The organism is Natrialba chahannaoensis JCM 10990, assembly GCF_000337135.1.
Classification (GTDB): Archaea; Halobacteriota; Halobacteria; order Halobacteriales; family Natrialbaceae; genus Natrialba; species Natrialba chahannaoensis.
Window position 1 is genome coordinate 138,270 of sequence record NZ_AOIN01000035.1, and the last position, 16,598, is coordinate 154,867.

Consider the following 16,598-nt stretch of genomic DNA (forward strand, 5'->3'; position numbering starts at 1 on the left):
CCGTACACTTGTGAGCCACCCAGACGTGACCCCGCGGCGAACGCCGAGCGTCGCTGCCGGAGGCCGAAACCATAACGGTACCGCGCCGTCCACACCCACCATCGACCGTGTCACTCGCGTTCATCTCGGCGACGGGGCCTGACCTCCTCCGGCTCCTCGCCCTCCCCGTCTTCGCCTGGACCGCCGTTCGCGACATCAAAACCAGACGCGTCTCGAGTACCGTCTGGATTCCGCTCACCGTTCTCGGCGCGATATTACTCGTCTGGGACGGGTGGCTCGCCTGGCACGCGGGTCCCATCGGCTGGTCGAACCAATTCGTCTACGAGTTCGTGGTGCCAGCGGCGGTGAGTCTAGGACTCGTCGTCCCGATCGCGTACCTGTTCTGGTGGTTCGGCGGCTTCGGCGGTGCCGACGCGAAGGCGTTGCTCGTGCTCGCCCTGCTGTTTCCCACACTGCCGTCGTACGCCATCGGCTCCTGGACGGTCCCGCTCGTGGAGACACCGATCGGCACGTTCTCGTTCACGATTCTGACGAATGCCGTCATCGTCGCGCTCGCGATTCCGCTCTTGCTGGCCGTCCGAAACGCGGCATCGGGCCGGATTCGACGGGAGATGTTCCTCGGCTGGCCGATTGCCTGGGAACGGCTCCCCGAAACGCCCGGCTGGCTGATGGAAGAACCAAACGGCACCACCAGCCGTGGACTCGACCTCGACGCCCTGCGGATGTACCTCCGCTGGCGTGGGTGCACACTCGAGGAGCTTCGCGCGGACCCCGAGTACTATCGCGATCCCGCGACGCTTCCTGCGGAGCCGAACCCGCCGACTGACGGTGCCGTTGCGGTCGAACCGGACGGCGGTGTCGCTGGGTCTGAACCCGAGTCGGTGGACGGCGACACGGCCGAAAGCAAGTCGCCCGAGGCGACCGAAGACGTGCCGTCCGAAACGACCACGGATGACCCCTGGGGAGCCGACGCCTTCCTCAAAGACATCGAGGGCACAGCCTACGGCACGACGCCCGAGCAACTGCGCGCCGGACTCGACACGATCACCTCGAAGGAGACGGTCTGGGTTTCACCCGGTACGCCGTTTCTGGTGCCAATCTTCCTCGGGATGCTGCTCGCGGTGCTCTATGGGGATCTGCTGTTCGGCGTCCTCGGCATCCTCTAACCTTCCAGGAATTAGTAGCACACCCGCTCAACTACCGGAACCAGCGCCGTCCAGAAGACCACGAACGCAGCGCCGACGGCAATGATCCCGAGCCACAGCAGCTCTGCTCCGCCACTCCCAACCACTGCGTCACCCGCGCTAGCCGCTCCACTCCCTGCCCCCGGAATCCCACTCGCAAGCGCCACGAACGTCCCCACGAACAAACAGATACAGATGCAAACGCTGGCTAACTCGAGTACCGCCGGAATTGAGATCGGCAACTCGCGGATGCGAGTCCGAAGCCGGTCGAGGGTGCTCATCTGTGCCGAGAGTTACGCTGGAGTGAGAAAAGGGTCACGGGCGGCGGTAGTGTTTCGGTAGTCGTGGGTGCGATCCGGTATCTGGTAGCTGTGGCTCCCTCGTCGCTCACCACAGTCGGTAATTCAGGCTCCGGACTCAATATCCGCCGCAATCGAGTCGAGTTCGTCGTCGTCAAGGTCGGGTGCCTTGCCTGCAACCGCGTGGATGGGACCGCCGCCGTCGCCCTCGAAGCGCGGGACGATGTGACAGTGGACGTGTGGGACCTCCTGGCCGGCAACCTCGCCATTGTTGAACGCGACGGTCGTCGCGTCGGCATCGACGGCGTCCTCGACGGCGGGAACCATCCGATGGATCGTGTCGTAGAGATCCGTCGCGACGTCCGCGGGAACGTCGTTCAGCCGCTCGCACTCGTCTTTCGGGATCACGAGCGTGTGCCCCGGTGCCAGCGGATTGGCGTCAAGGAAGGCGACGGTGGTCTCGTCTTCGTACACGATTCGGGCGGGAATTTCTCCCTCGACGATCTGCGTGAAGATCGTGCTCATACGCCACTGTGCGTCGGCTCGCGGTAAGAAGGTTACCGCTGGTCGGATCGCCTCGTCTCGAGTACCGAACTGTGATAGTCGCCTCCGGAACAGGTAACTGTGGACCGTTCTTACCGCTCACGTACTGCTATGAGTGATCGAGACGAGACGCCACTGCAACGACTGTTTCGCGCCGAGCGGCAGTTTCACGCAATGGTGCCGATCAGGGACATATACAGCAAACTCTTCTTCAGAACGCTGCTCTGGTTTGTCTTCTTTACGGTTGTCTACTCCATGGTCACGGGGTCGCTCTGACCGCCCACTATAGTTGACGGTCGAGTGCTCGTGTGGCCTCTGCCGCTGCTCAACTCACTCGCTGGCTCTCGTTTGAGACGGACGCCCGCACTCGTCGACTGTCTCCCGAATCGCCGCGAGGTACTCCTCCGGTTCGTACCCCAGTCGACCGATCCACACGTCCTGATACGACGGGTGCAGGATCGGCACGAGCCACGTTTCGAGTTGCTCACAGCGAACCGGCTCGAGTACCGTCTCGATGAAGCCATCCAGTTCTCGGTCCTCGGTTGCAAGCACCGATTTCGTCGCGTGTTTGCCTGTCGCGAGCAACACAGCGGGTTCGAGCGTTTCGATCTCGGTCACGAGATGGGTTCGACAGTGTGCTCGCTCTGCTGGTGTGGGCTCGCGGTTACTCGGGAGGTCCTCGGTGCTCAGGGTCTCGGCGTTCGTGGCTTCACCGCTGGCTGTCGAGGTGCGTGGCTCCTCGCTTGCGGGGAAGCACTTCACGGCGTTGGTGTAGTAGGCGTCGCCGTAACCGATGCGCTCGACCATACGACGGACGCGCCGGCCGGAGTGGCGCGAGGTGTAGGCCTTGCCGGTCCAGTTGCCGCCTTGCCAGTCCTCGGCATCGGGGTTGCCGGAGCCTGGTGCTTCGCCGACGACGACCACGTTGGCGTCGAGCGAGCCGGTGCCCCACGAGATGCAGGTGCGGTGTTCGGCGAGTGCCGGACAGCGCTGGCAGCCCGGTTCGATGACGTTTCGGGAGTCGGGGAAGGGAGGATCGGAAGCGGGCACGATCTGTCTCGAGGGTCGGGTCTCGATGGCTATAGGCGGGTCGGATCCGCGATCTAACCAGCTTTGGTCTGTGATCTGTTGTTCTCGGGGGGAACAAGTTTACCTATCTTGGCTGTCTACCGAACGTAATGGCTTCAGAACTGCTTGCGGAATCACTGTCACTGCTGTTCTATACTGTTGCTGCCGGCGCACTCACGGTTGCCGGTGTCGCTGCCGAGTATGCGAGTTTCCAGCACTTCGGCTCGGGGGAGACGATGGTGGCGCTGTGGCTCGCCGCCATTGGCGGGATCATGCTCTACGCGGGCGTTTACGGACTCGGTTATCAGAAGGTGCTCGGCACGGTTCGTGGACAGTAGACTGCGGGTTATCGAACGCGCTAGTTCGCGTTAGCGAGGGCGACTGCGTCGTACATTAGTTTGACCATTAGCGCGAGCGTCCCGCCGAACGCGAGTGTTGCGCCGACGAGGACGGCAAGCATAGAGAGTAGGTCTTCGATTCCGCGCATCGCTCCCGTGAACTCGATCCAGCTCCCCGACGTAGCGCCTGTCCAGCACATCCACCAACCGATGGCTACGACGGCGGCGAGCTTCGCTACTTCTCGATCAAACAGCAGTCCGATTGCATCGCGAGCTCTGAGCATCCCTGTGTACCTGTTTTATCTCTAACCTATAGGCGTGACGAACCGCCGGCGTTGTTCTCGCGGTCACGCATACAATGTCGTCATCGTTCCGCGCCGTCACCAGTCTGTGTCTGTACTGTTCTGCACTGTTACCTGTTCTGGCTATCTGCTGTCCGCCCGCCATCCATCTGCTGACCTGCAATATCGATTCCTCTTTACCATCCCAGGCAATTACGTGAGGTATGAGCAGGTTTAGCGAGGTCGACGACCAGTACGACCCCGATGCCGTCGAGCAACGGGTGTTCGACTACTGGGACGACGTCGATGCCTACGAGCAAACTGTCGAGCACCGATCGGACGGTGAATCGTTCTTCTTCGTCGACGGCCCGCCGTACACGTCGGGCTCGGCACACATGGGGACCACCTGGAACAAGTCCCTCAAGGACGTCTACATCCGCTTCCACCGGATGCAAGGCTACGATGTCACCGACCGTCCGGGCTACGACATGCACGGGCTCCCGATCGAGACCCGCGTGGAGGGTAAACTCGGCTTCGAGAACAAGAAGGACATCGAGGAGTACGGCGAAGAGAACTTCATCGAGGCCTGTAAGGAGTACGCAGACGAGCAACTCGAGGGCCTCCAGTCTGACTTCCAGGACTTCGGTGTCTGGATGGACTGGGAAAACCCGTATCGGACGGTCAGCCCCGAGTACATGGAGGCGGCCTGGTGGGGCTTTTCGAAGGCTGCAGAGCGCGGCTTAGTCGAGAAGGGCCACCGCTCAATCTCACAGTGTCCCCGCTGTGAGACGGCAATCGCGAACAACGAGGTCGAGTACGAGGACGTCGAGGACCCCTCCATTTACGTCAAGTTCGATCTCGAGGACCGCGAGGGCTCGATCGTCATCTGGACGACGACGCCGTGGACCATCCCGGCGAACACCTTCGTTGCGGTCGACGAGGAGGGCGACTACGTTGGCGTCCGCGCCGAGAAGGACGGCGAGGAGGAACTGCTGTACGTCGCCGAGGCAAAGCACGAGGACGTGCTGAAGACGGGCCGCTACGACGACTACGAGGTCGTCGAAGAGGTCCCCGGTGAGGACATGATCGGCTGGGCGTACGAGCACCCACTCGCCGAGGAAGTGCCAGACAACGTCGACGCAAAGGGAGCCCACGAGGTCTACGCCGCCGACTACGTCGACACGGGCGGCGACGGCACCGGCCTCGTCCACTCCGCACCGGGACACGGTGAGGAGGACTTCGAGCGCGGCCGCGAGCTCGGCTTCCCGATCTTCTGTCCCGTCGGCGGCGACGGCGTCTACACCGACGAGGCCGGCAAGTACGAAGGTGAGTTCGTCAAGGACGCAGATCCCGAGATCACGGCTGATCTCGAGGCCAACGGCGCGCTGCTCGCCTCCGAGACGGCCTCCCACAACTACGGGCACTGCTGGCGCTGTGATACGGGCATCATCCAGATCGTCACCGACCAGTGGTTTATCACGATCACGGATGTCAAGGACGAACTCCTCGAGAACATCGAGGACAGCCAGTGGCACCCCGACTGGGCGCGGGACAACCGCTTCCGTGACTTCGTCGAGGAGGCACCCGACTGGAACGTTTCCCGCCAGCGCTACTGGGGCATTCCGCTGCCCGTCTGGACGCCAGAGGATCGCGATGATGATGAGGACATGATCGTCATCGGCGAGCGCGAGGAACTCGTCGAACGTGTCGACCAGGATATCGACGCCGATACGGTCGACCTCCACAAGGACACCGTTGACGACCTCACCATCACCGAGGGTGGAACCACCTACACCCGCGTTCCCGACGTGTTCGACGTCTGGCTCGACTCTTCAGTTGCGTCGTGGGGTACCCTGAACTACCCATCCGACGACAGTCAGTTCGACGACCTCTGGCCCGCCGACTTCATCCTTGAAGCCCACGACCAGACCCGCGGCTGGTTCTGGTCCCAGCTCGGCATGGGCACCGCCGCACTCGGCGAGATTCCCTACGAAGAGGTCCTCATGCACGGCCATGCGCTCATGCCAGACGGGCGCGCAATGTCCAAGTCCAAGGACATTCTGGTTGACCCCCACGAGGCAATCGACCGCCACGGCCGGGACGTGATGCGAGCGTTCTTGCTCTCAAACAACCCGCAGGGCGACGACATGCGCTTCTCCTGGGAGGGCATGCAGACGATGGAGAACCACCTGCGAACTCTGTGGAACGTCTTCCGGTTCCCGCTGCCGTACATGCGGCTGGACGATTTCGATCCGCAGGCGACGACCGTCGAGGACGTCGAAGACGACCTCGAACTCATCGACGAGTGGGTCCTCGCCCGCCTGCAGTCCACCAAGGACGAGATGACCGCACACTTCGAAGAGCGCCGCCAGGACAAGGCCCTCAACGCGCTCATCGACTTCGTCGTCGAGGATGTCTCGCGATTCTACGTCCAGGCCGTCCGCGAGCGCATGTGGGAAGAGGAGGACAGCGCCTCCAAGGAAGCCGCCTACGCCACTATCTACCGCGTCCTCCGCGAAACCGTCGCGCTGCTCGCCCCCTACGCGCCGTTCATCAGCGAGGAAATCTACGGCACCCTCACCGGCGACGCCGAACACGACACTGTCCACATGGAAAACTGGCCCGCCGTCGACGAGGCGTTCGCCGATGAGCAACTCGAGGACGACGTCGCACTCCTGCGCGCCATCGAGGAAGCTGGTGCGAACGCTCGCCAGCAGGCCGGTCGCAAACTGCGCTGGCCCGTCCCGCGCGTCGTCGTCGCAGCCGACGACCAGCGCGTCGTCGAGGCCGTCGAGCGCCACACGCCGCTGCTCGAGGATCGCCTCAACGCCCGCGAGATCGAACTCGTCTCGCCCGACGACCGCTGGGGCGAACTGAACTACAGCGCCGAAGCAGACATGAGCGAACTCGGACCGACGTTCGGCGACCGCGCCGGCCAGGTCATGAACGCGCTCAACGAGGCTCGAATCGACGAGCCGACGCTTGAGTCGATCGCAGCGGCCGTCGCGGACGTACTCGAGTCCGGTGATGAGATCACCGAGGAGATGGTCTCATTCGTTACCCAGACGCCGGAGGGTGTCGCCGGCACGGCCTTCGGGCTGAACGGCGACGATCGTGGTGTCGCCTACGTTGACGCCTCGCTCACTGACGATATCGAGAGCGAGGGCTACGCCCGCGAGGTTATCCGTCGGGTGCAGGAGATGCGCAAGGACCTCGACCTCGATGTCGAGGAGCGAATTGCGCTGGAACTCGCAATCGAAGACGATCGCGTTGCCTCGCTGGTCGACGAGCGTACGGATCTGATCCGCGAGGAGGTTCGTGCGGACGAGTTCGGAGCCGACGTTGTTGACGACGGCCACCGCAAGGAGTGGGAGGTTGAAGGCGTGGCGATGGAGATCGCGATCGAGTCGCTAGCAGTGCCGGAAGCATCTGAGTAAGCACCGCTTCGCACACGAAGCGGCATTTTGGTCGCTTGCTGAGCGAAGCAAGGTCAGCGAGCGCGTTGCTCTCGCCAGACAGTTTTTGCGCGAGTGGTGAGAGAGGGACGACCGAACTCAAGCGGAAAAAGGTGGATGCCGAGAGTGCGATCGAGTTGCAGTCTCGTTTCGCTGTTGCCCTCTTGTCCTCTCGTCTGCATCGTACTCGAGAAGCCGAGCCGAACTGATCGCAAAGCCACAGGGTGGTTACGTACGGTCTGCAATCAGTTGTGGTCAGCTATCGTCGTCTTCTGAATCGTGGCGCTCGTCGTCGCTGCCGTGAGTGTCGTTTTCGTTGTCGGTGTCGGTGTCGTCATCGTCGGTAGCACTGCCATCGTCAGTGTCGGTATCATCGCTGCCGTCCGCTGCATCGTCTGTGTCCTTGTCGGATTCGTCATCGGCGTCTGGGTCACCGGGTTCGATCTCCTCGACGGAAACATCCTCTCCGTTCACGCCGCTCTTCGCGATCACGGGCGTCAGGTTGTACCCGTTGTTAGGGCCGCGCTTGACGACGTTGATGTCGAACACGAATTCGACGGGTTCGTCGGCCCGAATCTCGAACGAACTGGTGATCTGGAGTTTTCCGCTGGGAACGGTCACATCGACCTCCTCGCCGTCGACGATACCGTCGGTCTCTTCGACGAATAGTTCGATTTTCTCGTAGCTTCCGGCTGACAGCTCACCATCGAAGACACCGATTGCCTTGTCGCCGACGACCTCCGTCAGATCGACGGTTGCGCCGTCGAGGTCGAGAATGTAGAAGCCTTTTCGGCGTTCGCTTCCGTCGGTGTCCGCACCGGCGTCACTCTCACCGCCAGTATCTCCATCATCGCTGCCCTCCGTCTCGTCGTCATTACCGTCGCTATCGGTTGCTTCACCGTCTTCTGTGTCTTCTTCCCCGTCAGCATCGCTCTCTTCTTCGGCCCCACCGTCGAAGATGCGCGCCTGGTCGAAGGAAACGTCCAACCGCTCGAAGTCACCGATATCGGCTGGCATGTCGCTGATGAGGAGCCGGAACGACCCCGTATCAGAGTTCGAACTATCCGTCGTTCCGGTTGCCTCCTCCCCTTCTTCTCCCTCCTCTTGCTCCCCGTCGGACATGCAGCCAGCGAGCAGGGTCGTTCCAGCTCCGCCGGCGGCAGCGATAACCGTCCGCCGTTCGACGGCATCTGTCTGCCGGTCAGTTGTACTCGAGTCGTCTCGCGTCGGCTGCTTGGAAGTCATTACTGCGACCATGGTGCGAACCGTGTTTAAGAAGAGGCGGTCGTTCGTCGTTTCAGAACGGTTTACAATCGTTTTTGTCGGACTATCTTCGCGTTTGGACTGCCACTCTGTTCGATAGCTGCTGGGTCTTGTCTGCGGGTTGTCGGTTACAGTTCCGCTGCGATCGACGGCGCGACCGAGACTGCGCTTTGCTGGCGTTCGATCGTGTCCGTGCCGTAAATCGCTTCGACGCCGGCCTGCGAGAGCTTCGTGACCGCGTTGTTCGCGAGCAGTGGGTGGACGCACGTGACGAAGACGCGGCCGACGCCGCGTTCTTGCAGGACGCCGACGGCCTCGCTCATCGTCGACCCCGTCGCGATGATGTCGTCCGCGACAACGACGTCACGGCCTTCTACGTCCACGTCACTCGGCGTGATCTCGACCTCCGTGCCGGAGTGGCGCACCTTCTCGAAGTAGTCTGTTTCGCCTGCACCGTTGCCGTAGGCGTTTCGAACCGTTTCGGCGAGGTCGATCGCACCTGCGTCTGGGGAGAGAAAGACCGGATCCGTGAGGTCGTCGGGCAGCGGCTCCGCGAGGCGGTCCGCCGCGTCGACAGCGGTCGCCGTCGGTTCGAAGAACTCACAGACTGCTTCCTCGTGTGGGGTGACGGTGAGGACGCGGTCGGTGGTACTCGAGATGGCCCGTGCGACAGCGCGAGCCGAAATTGGGTGGCCGGTGTCGAAGGCCTTGTCCTGGCGGGCGTAGCCCATGTAGGGGAGGACGGTGACGACCTCCGAGATGCCGGCTTCGCGAGCGGCGTCCTGGAGTTGGAGCAGTTCGAGGTGAGCGTCACTCGAGACGGTGGAGGCGACGATGATGGCGCGGTCTGTATTGGTGCCGGTATTGGTGTCGTCGGTGCTGTTGTCGGAGTCGCCGCCGTCGCCGACACTGGCCAGATCAGGAACGCTGGCGAGCAGTTCACCATCCGGGAAGCGGTCGTACTCGGCTCTAGCGAGTGGTTCCTCGAGTTCGCGTGCGAGCGCGGCGGCGAGCGCCTGTGAGGCGGCTCCGCTGATGATCATACTCGACACCACAGGATGGGGCGTAAACCAGTTTTCGTTCCTGTTCGTTGCGAGTCCTCGGTACGTGCTGACCCGACGGCCACCCGTGGGATTGTCTTTCGACCTTACTCTCTCTCTCTCTCGGGAATTTCGACTCTCTGTGAGTCGCTGGTCAGCTACTCGTCACCCTCGTCGAAATCAGCGTCGCCGTCGCCACATGGCCCGCTGTTCGTATCGGCGTGGGTCGTCAGCTCACCGTTGCGGTTGATCGTCACCAGTAGATTGAGACAGTCCGGCTCGTTCCAGGACGTGGCGGTATCCTGTACCGGGTCGCCGTCGTCGAGTCGCAAAATCACGCGGAACTTGCCTGCGTCGTCGTCCCAGTCACGGTTAAGGGTCGCGCCGTCGCCAGCATCTAACTCGTGGGTCGACCAGTGCTCTATTTCGCCGTCGAACTCGAGTATGACGTTGACCGTGTGGTCGGAGCCGCTTAGGTTTTCGACGGCGATGTCGCCGAGGACAGTGCTGCTAGCGGTATCTGTGCTGGTTTCGTCCCCGTTTTCGTTCCCATCGCTTGGCTCGGTGCCGTCCTCGTCTCCCGTTCCGTTTGTCTCGGAGTCGTCGTCTCCGTTTGGATCGTCTTCGTTCACGCTGCTGGAACAGCCGGCAATCACTCCTGTCAGTGCGGTGCCACCGAGTGCCAGTAGCCGGCGGCGCGGAAGGTCGCTCATGTTCCGGACCGAGACAGTCACGGATAGTCAAACTTCCGCTAGATCTGCGGCCGGTTTTCGACCGCAGTTGTCATGTCCACTGAATGATTTGTCTTACTCAGGGCGGACGACGAGCCCCGTAACATCGGTGACGCCGACCGATCGCTGTCGCCACGCATCCGGTGTGGTGGACTCACCCGCCTCGGTCGCCGAGACAAGGATGGTGCCGCTTTCGGTAACGGCGTAGACTGATTCAAGGGCTGTCGCTGCCTCCTGTGCCGGCGTCACTCGCGGGCCGTAGCCGACGTCGACGATGGGGTCGCTGACTTTCTCGACGGATACCCGTTCCCAGTTCCCGTCTCCAAACGCGTACAGGTCCGGTTCGTGTGTCTCTGTGCCCGTTGCGTTCGAACCCGCTTCTGTCTGCCCGACTGCGTGTGCACGCGACAGACGCCCGGGCGCTGCCTGCGGATCTGCCGTCACTGTTTCGAACGTCCCTTCGACAACCTTCATCCAGCCGTTCCCGAGCCTGTAGAGGCCGTCCGCTGTCGCCGCGAGCGGCACCGCTGCCGCTGACACGTCGACGACATCTGTCAGGCCGGCGTGCTCGAGTACCCGCTCACTATCTGTCTCGCGAAACCGGTAGACGCCGGCGTCGGTCGCGAGCAGGTCGCCGTCGATTGCGCGGACCGTGGTCGGTTCGTTGGCGAGCGCTTCGGAGCCGCTGCGTTCGAACTCGAGTTCCTCCCAGTCGCTGTCTCGCCAGTCATTTCGTCCGTCGTCGCGCTCGTACTCTAGGAAGCCGACGGCACCATCGGGACCAGCGGCGAGGACCGTCGATTCCGTGACGCCGACCGCGGTTGCAGGTCCGAAACCGGTGTCCGTGAGGCTGAACTCGCTGGCTGTGTTTTCGTCGCCGTCGTCATCTGAGTGGCGGGGGTGTTCTTCTACACGAACGTCTTCGTCGGTTGCGACGACGACGTGGCCGTTCGGTGTCGCTGTGATGTCCCGCGCGTCACAGCGTGCACAGAGGGTGAACTCGCCGACGGTGTCGCCGGCGATGTGAACACGGACGAGGCCGAACGAACTCGCGACGTAGGCCTGGACCGCGCCGCCGCGCTCGCCGAACACGCGTTTTTCCTCGATAGAGTCCATATGTCTGGATTGGATGGCTGGGCCGAAAGCGTTCCGCTGGCGTCGTGTGGTGCGTTTGCTGTCTCGTTCTGGACCGAATGGGCGTTGTCTCGGCGTCCGCCGTCGCTCGCTCACACTGCATCGCTGCTCCGGAATCCATTTGGGTAGTCCCACAAGACTAGCGACCGATGGAAGTCTTCGGATCGAGCGGGACACGTGGCGTCGCCAACGAGGAGTTGACGCCGGCGTTCGTCCTGCGGGTGGCTAAAGCGGCGGGGACGGCCTGGCAGGTGGACCGGGTCGGGATTGCTCGCGACACCCGCTACACGGGACGGATGCTGGCAGATGCAGCAGCGAGCGGACTGACGAGTACGGGTACTGACGTCGATCGACTGGGGATCGTTCCGACGCCGGGCGCGCAGGGATACGCCGAACGCGAGGCGGTCCCCGTCATCGTCATCACTGCCTCACACAATCCGCCGCAGTACAACGGGATCAAACTCGTCGGGAGCGACGGTGTCGAACTCGCCGTGGCCGACCTTGAAGCCGTCGAGGAGACGCTGCTTGCGGGCGAGTTCGCCGTCGCCCCGTGGGACGAAACCGGTCGCGTCCGCGAGATCGAGGGCGCTCGCGATGAGTACATCGACGAGTTGCTCGCCGCTTCGGACCGCGAGACGATCGCTGACGCCAACCTGACCGTCGCACTCGACCCCGGTCACGGTGCCGGCACGCTCACCAGCCCCAAGTTTTTCCGCGAACTCGGCTGTCGCGTCCTCACAGTCAACAGCCAGCCAGACGGCAAGTTCCCCGGGCGCGACCCCGAACCAGTTCCCGACAATCTTGGGGATTTGGGCCGTCTCGTCCGGACGACCGACGCCGACATCGGCATCGCCCACGATGGCGACGCCGACCGCGCCATCTTCTTCGACGAACACGGCGAGTTCGTCTCTGGCGACGCGGCACTGGCCGCCCTCGCAGCGGCCCAACTTGAGTCCAGCGAGACGACGGTGTCTGCAGTCAACGTCTCCCAGCGCCTCGTCGACGTGGTGACCAACGTGGGTGCTGACCTCGAACTCACGCCGATCGGCTCGACGAACATCATCACGCGAATCGAGGAACTCGAGGCCACCGGCGAGCACGTCCCGATTGCAGGCGAGGGCAACGGTGGTATCTTCTTCCCGGACTACCGGCTTTCTCGAGACGGGGCCTACACAGCAGCACGGTTCCTCGAGTTGGTTGCCGAACAGCCGGTGAGCGAGATCGTCGCGCCGTACGACGGCTACGCGAATATTCGGCGCAACATCAAGTACGAGTCGACGGCCGAACGCGATGCGATGCTCGATGCGGCGGCGAATCACGCCCATGCAGCGGATGCTGAGTTGAACACGCGAGACGGTTATCGGCTCGATTACGGCGATGCCTGGGTGCTAGCTCGTCCTTCTGGCACTGAGCCGCTCGTCCGGGTCTATGCCGAAGCTCGCGACGCAGATCGGGCGACCGAACTGGTCGAGGAGATGTACGAGACGCTTGCAGACGCGAAGGCGGACTCCTGACCGGATTGCGGTTTCCTGAAAGGGACGGGTGCTGGCCGCTGTGCGAGCCGGGTGTTTCTACAGGCGGAGCAGGCCGTGTGCCTCGGGGTCAAGCCCTGAGGCAGTTCACCTGGATGATGGATCGTTTGTCTCTGGACTAGGTGTTTTGTCTTTCAGCTGTGTCTGTGTAGGGTCTCCTCTTCATCCTGTACGGGTGTGTACTAACTCCCAAATCCCGTGGGATCGACTGTAGACGACGGACGGCTGGCTCAACCGTTTACGGACACGCAGAAACGGGAACGAAAAACGGTGAGACCGTTTAAATGACGCGGTTCTGCAGGTAGTCGAGGTGCTTTGCGTTGTAGACCATCTGGACTTCGTCAGTCTCGGCGGAGCCGATGCAGGTCAGGCGGACGTTCTTGTCCTCGACCTCTTCGTCCGAGAGGATCTGCTGCATGTCCATCTGGATTTCGCCTTCCGTGACGATGGCTGCACAGTTTGCACAGGCACCGGCGCGGCACGAGAACGGCCAGTCGTAGCCCTGTGCCTCGGCGGCTTCGAGGATGTATTCGCCCTCGTTGACCTCGAGGGTGCCGTAGTCTTCTTCGCCGAAGTCGGCGTCTGCAGCTTTCTCGAAGAGGTCGTCGTCATCCATTTCCCAACCCTGGTCGTCCAGCACTTCGTAGTTGAGGTATTCTACCGTGGGCATCAACCGGCGCTTCGAGTCCCGCACTGGTATAGCTTGCTGTTCCGTTTTCAATGGTCTTTCACGCAAAATTGGTTTCCTGTCCGGACTGTCCGTGAGACGAACCTGATTGGATCGGGTCGACCAGAGTGGGAACTGTCGCAAAAAGGGTCGAGAGTCTTGGAGACGCTACCGAACGGATGATTAGAACATCTCTCTCACCGTTGCGTGCGACGCCGACAGTCGATAGTTCACTTCCATCGATCTACGTATTCGATATCTTTATGACCTAGTCAACCACGATAAAAATCGTGGTTTACGAAACTGGCAATCGAACGGTTGACGACGCAGTCCGTCGCGTACTCGACGGGGAGCACCTCGATCGAACCGACGGTCTCGCCTTGCTCGCTCAGCCTGCCGAGGCGCTCGCCGCCGGTGCTGACCTCGTCCGTCGACACTTCTCTGATGGAACAGTCGACGCCTGCAGTATCGTCAACGCAAAGGCTGGCAACTGTGCCGAAGACTGTGGTTTTTGTGCGCAGTCGGCCCATTTCGACACTGATATCGACTCCTACGGCTTCCTCGACCCCGAAGACATACTCGACGCCGCAAAACGTGCTGAGGCCGACGGTGCACAGCGGTTTGGCATTGTCGTCGCTGAAAAGGGCGTCTCGAAGACGGCCCGCCCCGACGAATGGGCCGATGTCATCCGAGCCATTCGCCTCGTTCGCGACGAGACTGCCGTCGACGTCGACGCCTCGCTCGGGATACTGACACGGGAGGAAGCACACGACCTCGCGGCCGAGGGCGTCAATCACTACAACCACAATATCGAGACCTCTCGACGATACTTCCCCGAGATCATTGGGACCCATACGTTCGAGGATCGGCTTCACACACTGCACCGCGCCAAGAAGGCAGGAATGGACCTCTGTGCCGGCGTTATTCTCGGTATGGGTGAATCACCGGCCGACCGAGTCGATGCGGCTATCGAACTCCAGGAGATCGGCATCTCCTCGCTGCCGGTCAACATCCTCAACCCCATCGACGGAACACCGCTGGGAGAACGCGATCAGGCGGCCATTTCGACGACCGAACTCATCAAGACCATCGCGGTCTACCGGTTTCTCCACCCCACAGCACGAGTTCGACTCACCGGCGGCCGCGAGGTCGCCCTCGAGAAAGCCGACCAGCACCTCCCCTTCGAAGCAGGTGCCGACGGAATTCTGACGGGTGATTACCTCACCACAACCGGACAAACACCCGGCGACGACCTCGAGATCATCCAACGCGCCGGATTGGAACCCAACCGGACGGTCAACGACTTCGATCCAGCAGCAGTCACGACCCAACACAAAACCGCGGGCTCGGATCCGGAGCCAGCAGTGAGCACGACGCCAACAGATTCGGACGAATAACCACAGACGATTGCGACACTGAGACGCTCCAAACAGTACCCATGCACGACATTCGATTCGCCGTTCTTGGAACCGGTGGCATCGGTAGACGAACACTCGAGTACGCGACGGCAAAAGACGGATTAACACCCGTCGCTGCGTGTGATCGCCACGGCGTTGCGATCGATCACGAGGGGCTCGACGTGGGTGAACTGCTCGCGGCGACGGCGTCGTCGACCATGGATGACGAGTCAAGTACTGCAGGCACCACGTCCGTCACCCACTCCCGCGAGGGAAGCGGTGTTGCGGCCTCGTCACAGGCTGAGCGGTCGGAGACGCCAATCGACGATATCATTGCTGCATCTGATCGTATCGATGCGGTGGTAATTGCGGTCCCAAACCTCGAACACGACTTCATCCCGCGTATCGCCGATCGATTTGCGGCAGCGGAGTATGAAGGTGTGCTCGTCGACGTGCTGAAACGCTCTCGCGTTATCGGTATGCTCGAGGACCGCCGCGAGACGTTCGTCGACACTGGCATCACTTTCATTTGTGGCGCAGGCGCGACGCCCGGCTTGTTGACCGGTGCGGCCGCGCTCGCCGCCCAGTCGTTCGTCGACATCGAAGCAGTCGATATCTGGTGGGGTGTCGGCCTCAAGTCCGGGTACGAGGACAACCGTGGGACCGTGAGGGAGGATATTGCTCACCTTGACGGCTACGACCTCGAAGCTGCCCGCCAACTGTCCGATGAGGAGATAACGCGCGTGATCGACGATCACGACGGCCGTCTCGAGTTTACCGACATGGAACACGCCGACGACGTGCTGCTCGAACGTGCAGGGATCTGTGACGCCGAGGACGTGACGGTCGGTGGGATTCTCGACGTGCGATCGGACGAGAAGCCGACGACCACGACGGTGAGTGTGACCGGGACGACCTTCGACGGTGAGCGTGGCACCAATACGTTCCAGCTCGATGACGCCACCAGCATGGAGGCTAACGTCAACGGTCCGGCACTCGGCTATCTGAAGGCTGGCGTTCGGCGGAACCGGAACGGCGAGTACGGCGTCTTCGGTCCGGCAGCGTTGCTGCCCGAATTCTAAGATGGCACTGCAAGATTCTCGTGGGTTCGACCTCGAGGAACGCCTTCGGGAGCGAGCGCAGGCGGGTCTCCGCCGTGATCTCACGCCGGTCGAGAGCGTCGCGTCTCGTGCTCGTGTCGCTGCTGACCCGAAGGACGAGCCCGCCGATTTCACGACGGCACAGGAGCAGGTGCTCTTCTCCTCGAACGATTATCTCGGCTTGGCCAGCGACCCGTCGGTCGTCGACGCCGCAGCCCGCGGCGCTCGCGATGTCGGAACGGGTGCCGGCGCGTCGCGACTCGTCGTGGGCGACACGCCAGCCCACCGATCACTCGAGCGAACCCTCGCAGCGGAGAAGAGCGCGGAGCGAGCGCTCGTGTTTTCGTCCGGCTATGCGGCGAACGTCGGAACGATCACCGCGTTGTCGCCGGACGTCATCTTCTCCGATGCGTACAACCATGCGAGCATTATCGACGGTGCACGTCTCTCGGGAGCGGCTATCGAAGTCTACGACCACTGTACTGCGGACGCGCTGGCGGAACGAATGGCCGATCGGGCTGGCGCTGGAACGGCAGACGGTTCGTGGCTCGTCGTGACCGACTCCG

The 16,598-nt window shown here is 62.3% G+C and carries 17 protein-coding genes; 8 read left to right on the forward strand and 9 right to left on the reverse strand.

Features of this window, described 5'->3' with window-relative positions; all coding sequences use genetic code 11:
- Nucleotides 1-107 precede the first annotated feature (107 nt).
- A complete protein-coding gene (locus tag C482_RS04915) occupies nucleotides 108-1,166 on the forward strand; it encodes an A24 family peptidase C-terminal domain-containing protein (RefSeq protein ID WP_006166369.1) in 1,059 nt (352 codons plus the stop codon).
- Between the two features lie 11 nt (nucleotides 1,167-1,177).
- Here C482_RS04915 and C482_RS04920 read toward each other — a convergent pair whose 3' ends face one another.
- Nucleotides 1,178-1,465 (reverse strand): hypothetical protein, encoded by a 288-nt coding sequence (locus tag C482_RS04920; protein ID WP_006166370.1) that lies wholly within the window; start codon nucleotides 1,463-1,465, stop codon nucleotides 1,178-1,180.
- Nucleotides 1,466-1,588: 123 nt separating this feature from the next.
- Complete coding sequence (locus C482_RS04925; protein ID WP_006166371.1) at nucleotides 1,589-2,008, reverse strand: HIT family protein; 420 nt, start codon at nucleotides 2,006-2,008, stop codon at nucleotides 1,589-1,591.
- A gap of 129 nt (nucleotides 2,009-2,137) precedes the next feature.
- Here C482_RS04925 and C482_RS21735 point away from each other — a divergent pair, with 129 nt between their 5' ends.
- Nucleotides 2,138-2,302, forward strand: coding sequence for a hypothetical protein (locus C482_RS21735; protein WP_006166372.1), 165 nt, complete (start codon nucleotides 2,138-2,140; stop codon nucleotides 2,300-2,302).
- Between the two features lie 54 nt (nucleotides 2,303-2,356).
- Here the strand turns inward: C482_RS21735 and C482_RS04930 are convergent, their stop codons facing one another.
- Nucleotides 2,357-3,076 carry a uracil-DNA glycosylase gene (locus tag C482_RS04930; RefSeq protein WP_006166373.1) on the reverse strand — a complete coding sequence of 240 codons (720 nt, stop codon included), beginning with the start codon at nucleotides 3,074-3,076 and terminating at the stop codon, nucleotides 2,357-2,359.
- Between the two features lie 128 nt (nucleotides 3,077-3,204).
- On the opposite strand from C482_RS04930, the gene C482_RS04935 reads away from it, so the two are divergent.
- Entirely contained in the window at nucleotides 3,205-3,432 is a 228-nt protein-coding gene (locus C482_RS04935; protein ID WP_006166374.1) for a hypothetical protein, read from the forward strand.
- A gap of 20 nt (nucleotides 3,433-3,452) precedes the next feature.
- Here C482_RS04935 and C482_RS04940 read toward each other — a convergent pair whose 3' ends face one another.
- The gene (locus C482_RS04940) at nucleotides 3,453-3,716 is read right to left on the reverse strand and encodes a hypothetical protein (RefSeq protein ID WP_006166375.1); all 264 of its coding nucleotides are present in this window, start codon (nucleotides 3,714-3,716) and stop codon (nucleotides 3,453-3,455) included.
- A 221-nt stretch (nucleotides 3,717-3,937) separates the two neighbouring features.
- Between C482_RS04940 and ileS the strand changes: the two genes are divergently transcribed.
- Nucleotides 3,938-7,150: an isoleucine--tRNA ligase gene (gene ileS / locus C482_RS04945; protein ID WP_006166376.1), complete on the forward strand. Its 3,213-nt coding sequence runs from the start codon at nucleotides 3,938-3,940 to the stop codon at nucleotides 7,148-7,150.
- Between the two features lie 273 nt (nucleotides 7,151-7,423).
- Here the strand turns inward: ileS and C482_RS04950 are convergent, their stop codons facing one another.
- The 4 genes from C482_RS04950 to C482_RS04965 form a co-directional block, all read right to left on the reverse strand.
- Nucleotides 7,424-8,413: a DUF4382 domain-containing protein gene (locus C482_RS04950; protein WP_006166377.1), complete on the reverse strand. Its 990-nt coding sequence runs from the start codon at nucleotides 8,411-8,413 to the stop codon at nucleotides 7,424-7,426.
- A 146-nt stretch (nucleotides 8,414-8,559) separates the two neighbouring features.
- Entirely contained in the window at nucleotides 8,560-9,474 is a 915-nt protein-coding gene (gene prs, locus C482_RS04955; RefSeq protein ID WP_006166378.1) for a ribose-phosphate diphosphokinase, read from the reverse strand.
- 155 nt (nucleotides 9,475-9,629) lie between these two features.
- Nucleotides 9,630-10,184, reverse strand: a complete 555-nt coding sequence (locus tag C482_RS04960; protein WP_006166379.1) for a hypothetical protein — start codon at nucleotides 10,182-10,184, stop codon at nucleotides 9,630-9,632.
- Between the two features lie 93 nt (nucleotides 10,185-10,277).
- Nucleotides 10,278-11,318 carry an HVO_0234 family beta-propeller protein gene (locus tag C482_RS04965; protein WP_006166380.1) on the reverse strand — a complete coding sequence of 347 codons (1,041 nt, stop codon included), beginning with the start codon at nucleotides 11,316-11,318 and terminating at the stop codon, nucleotides 10,278-10,280.
- A 167-nt stretch (nucleotides 11,319-11,485) separates the two neighbouring features.
- Between C482_RS04965 and glmM the strand changes: the two genes are divergently transcribed.
- Entirely contained in the window at nucleotides 11,486-12,850 is a 1,365-nt protein-coding gene (gene glmM / locus C482_RS04970) for a phosphoglucosamine mutase (RefSeq protein WP_006166381.1), read from the forward strand.
- A 298-nt stretch (nucleotides 12,851-13,148) separates the two neighbouring features.
- On the opposite strand, the gene fer is transcribed toward glmM, so the two are convergent.
- On the reverse strand, nucleotides 13,149-13,538 hold the full coding sequence (gene fer / locus C482_RS04975) for a ferredoxin Fer (RefSeq protein WP_006166382.1): 390 nt from the start codon (nucleotides 13,536-13,538) through the stop codon (nucleotides 13,149-13,151).
- A 287-nt stretch (nucleotides 13,539-13,825) separates the two neighbouring features.
- Between fer and bioB the strand changes: the two genes are divergently transcribed.
- From bioB to C482_RS04990, 3 genes are all read left to right on the forward strand, one after another.
- Entirely contained in the window at nucleotides 13,826-14,932 is a 1,107-nt protein-coding gene (gene bioB / locus C482_RS04980; RefSeq protein ID WP_006166383.1) for a biotin synthase BioB, read from the forward strand.
- 41 nt (nucleotides 14,933-14,973) lie between these two features.
- Entirely contained in the window at nucleotides 14,974-16,014 is a 1,041-nt protein-coding gene (locus C482_RS04985; RefSeq protein ID WP_006166384.1) for a Gfo/Idh/MocA family oxidoreductase, read from the forward strand.
- Between the two features lies 1 nt (nucleotide 16,015).
- On the forward strand, nucleotides 16,016-16,598 hold a 583-nt coding region (locus C482_RS04990), incomplete at its 3' end, for an aminotransferase class I/II-fold pyridoxal phosphate-dependent enzyme (RefSeq protein ID WP_006166385.1).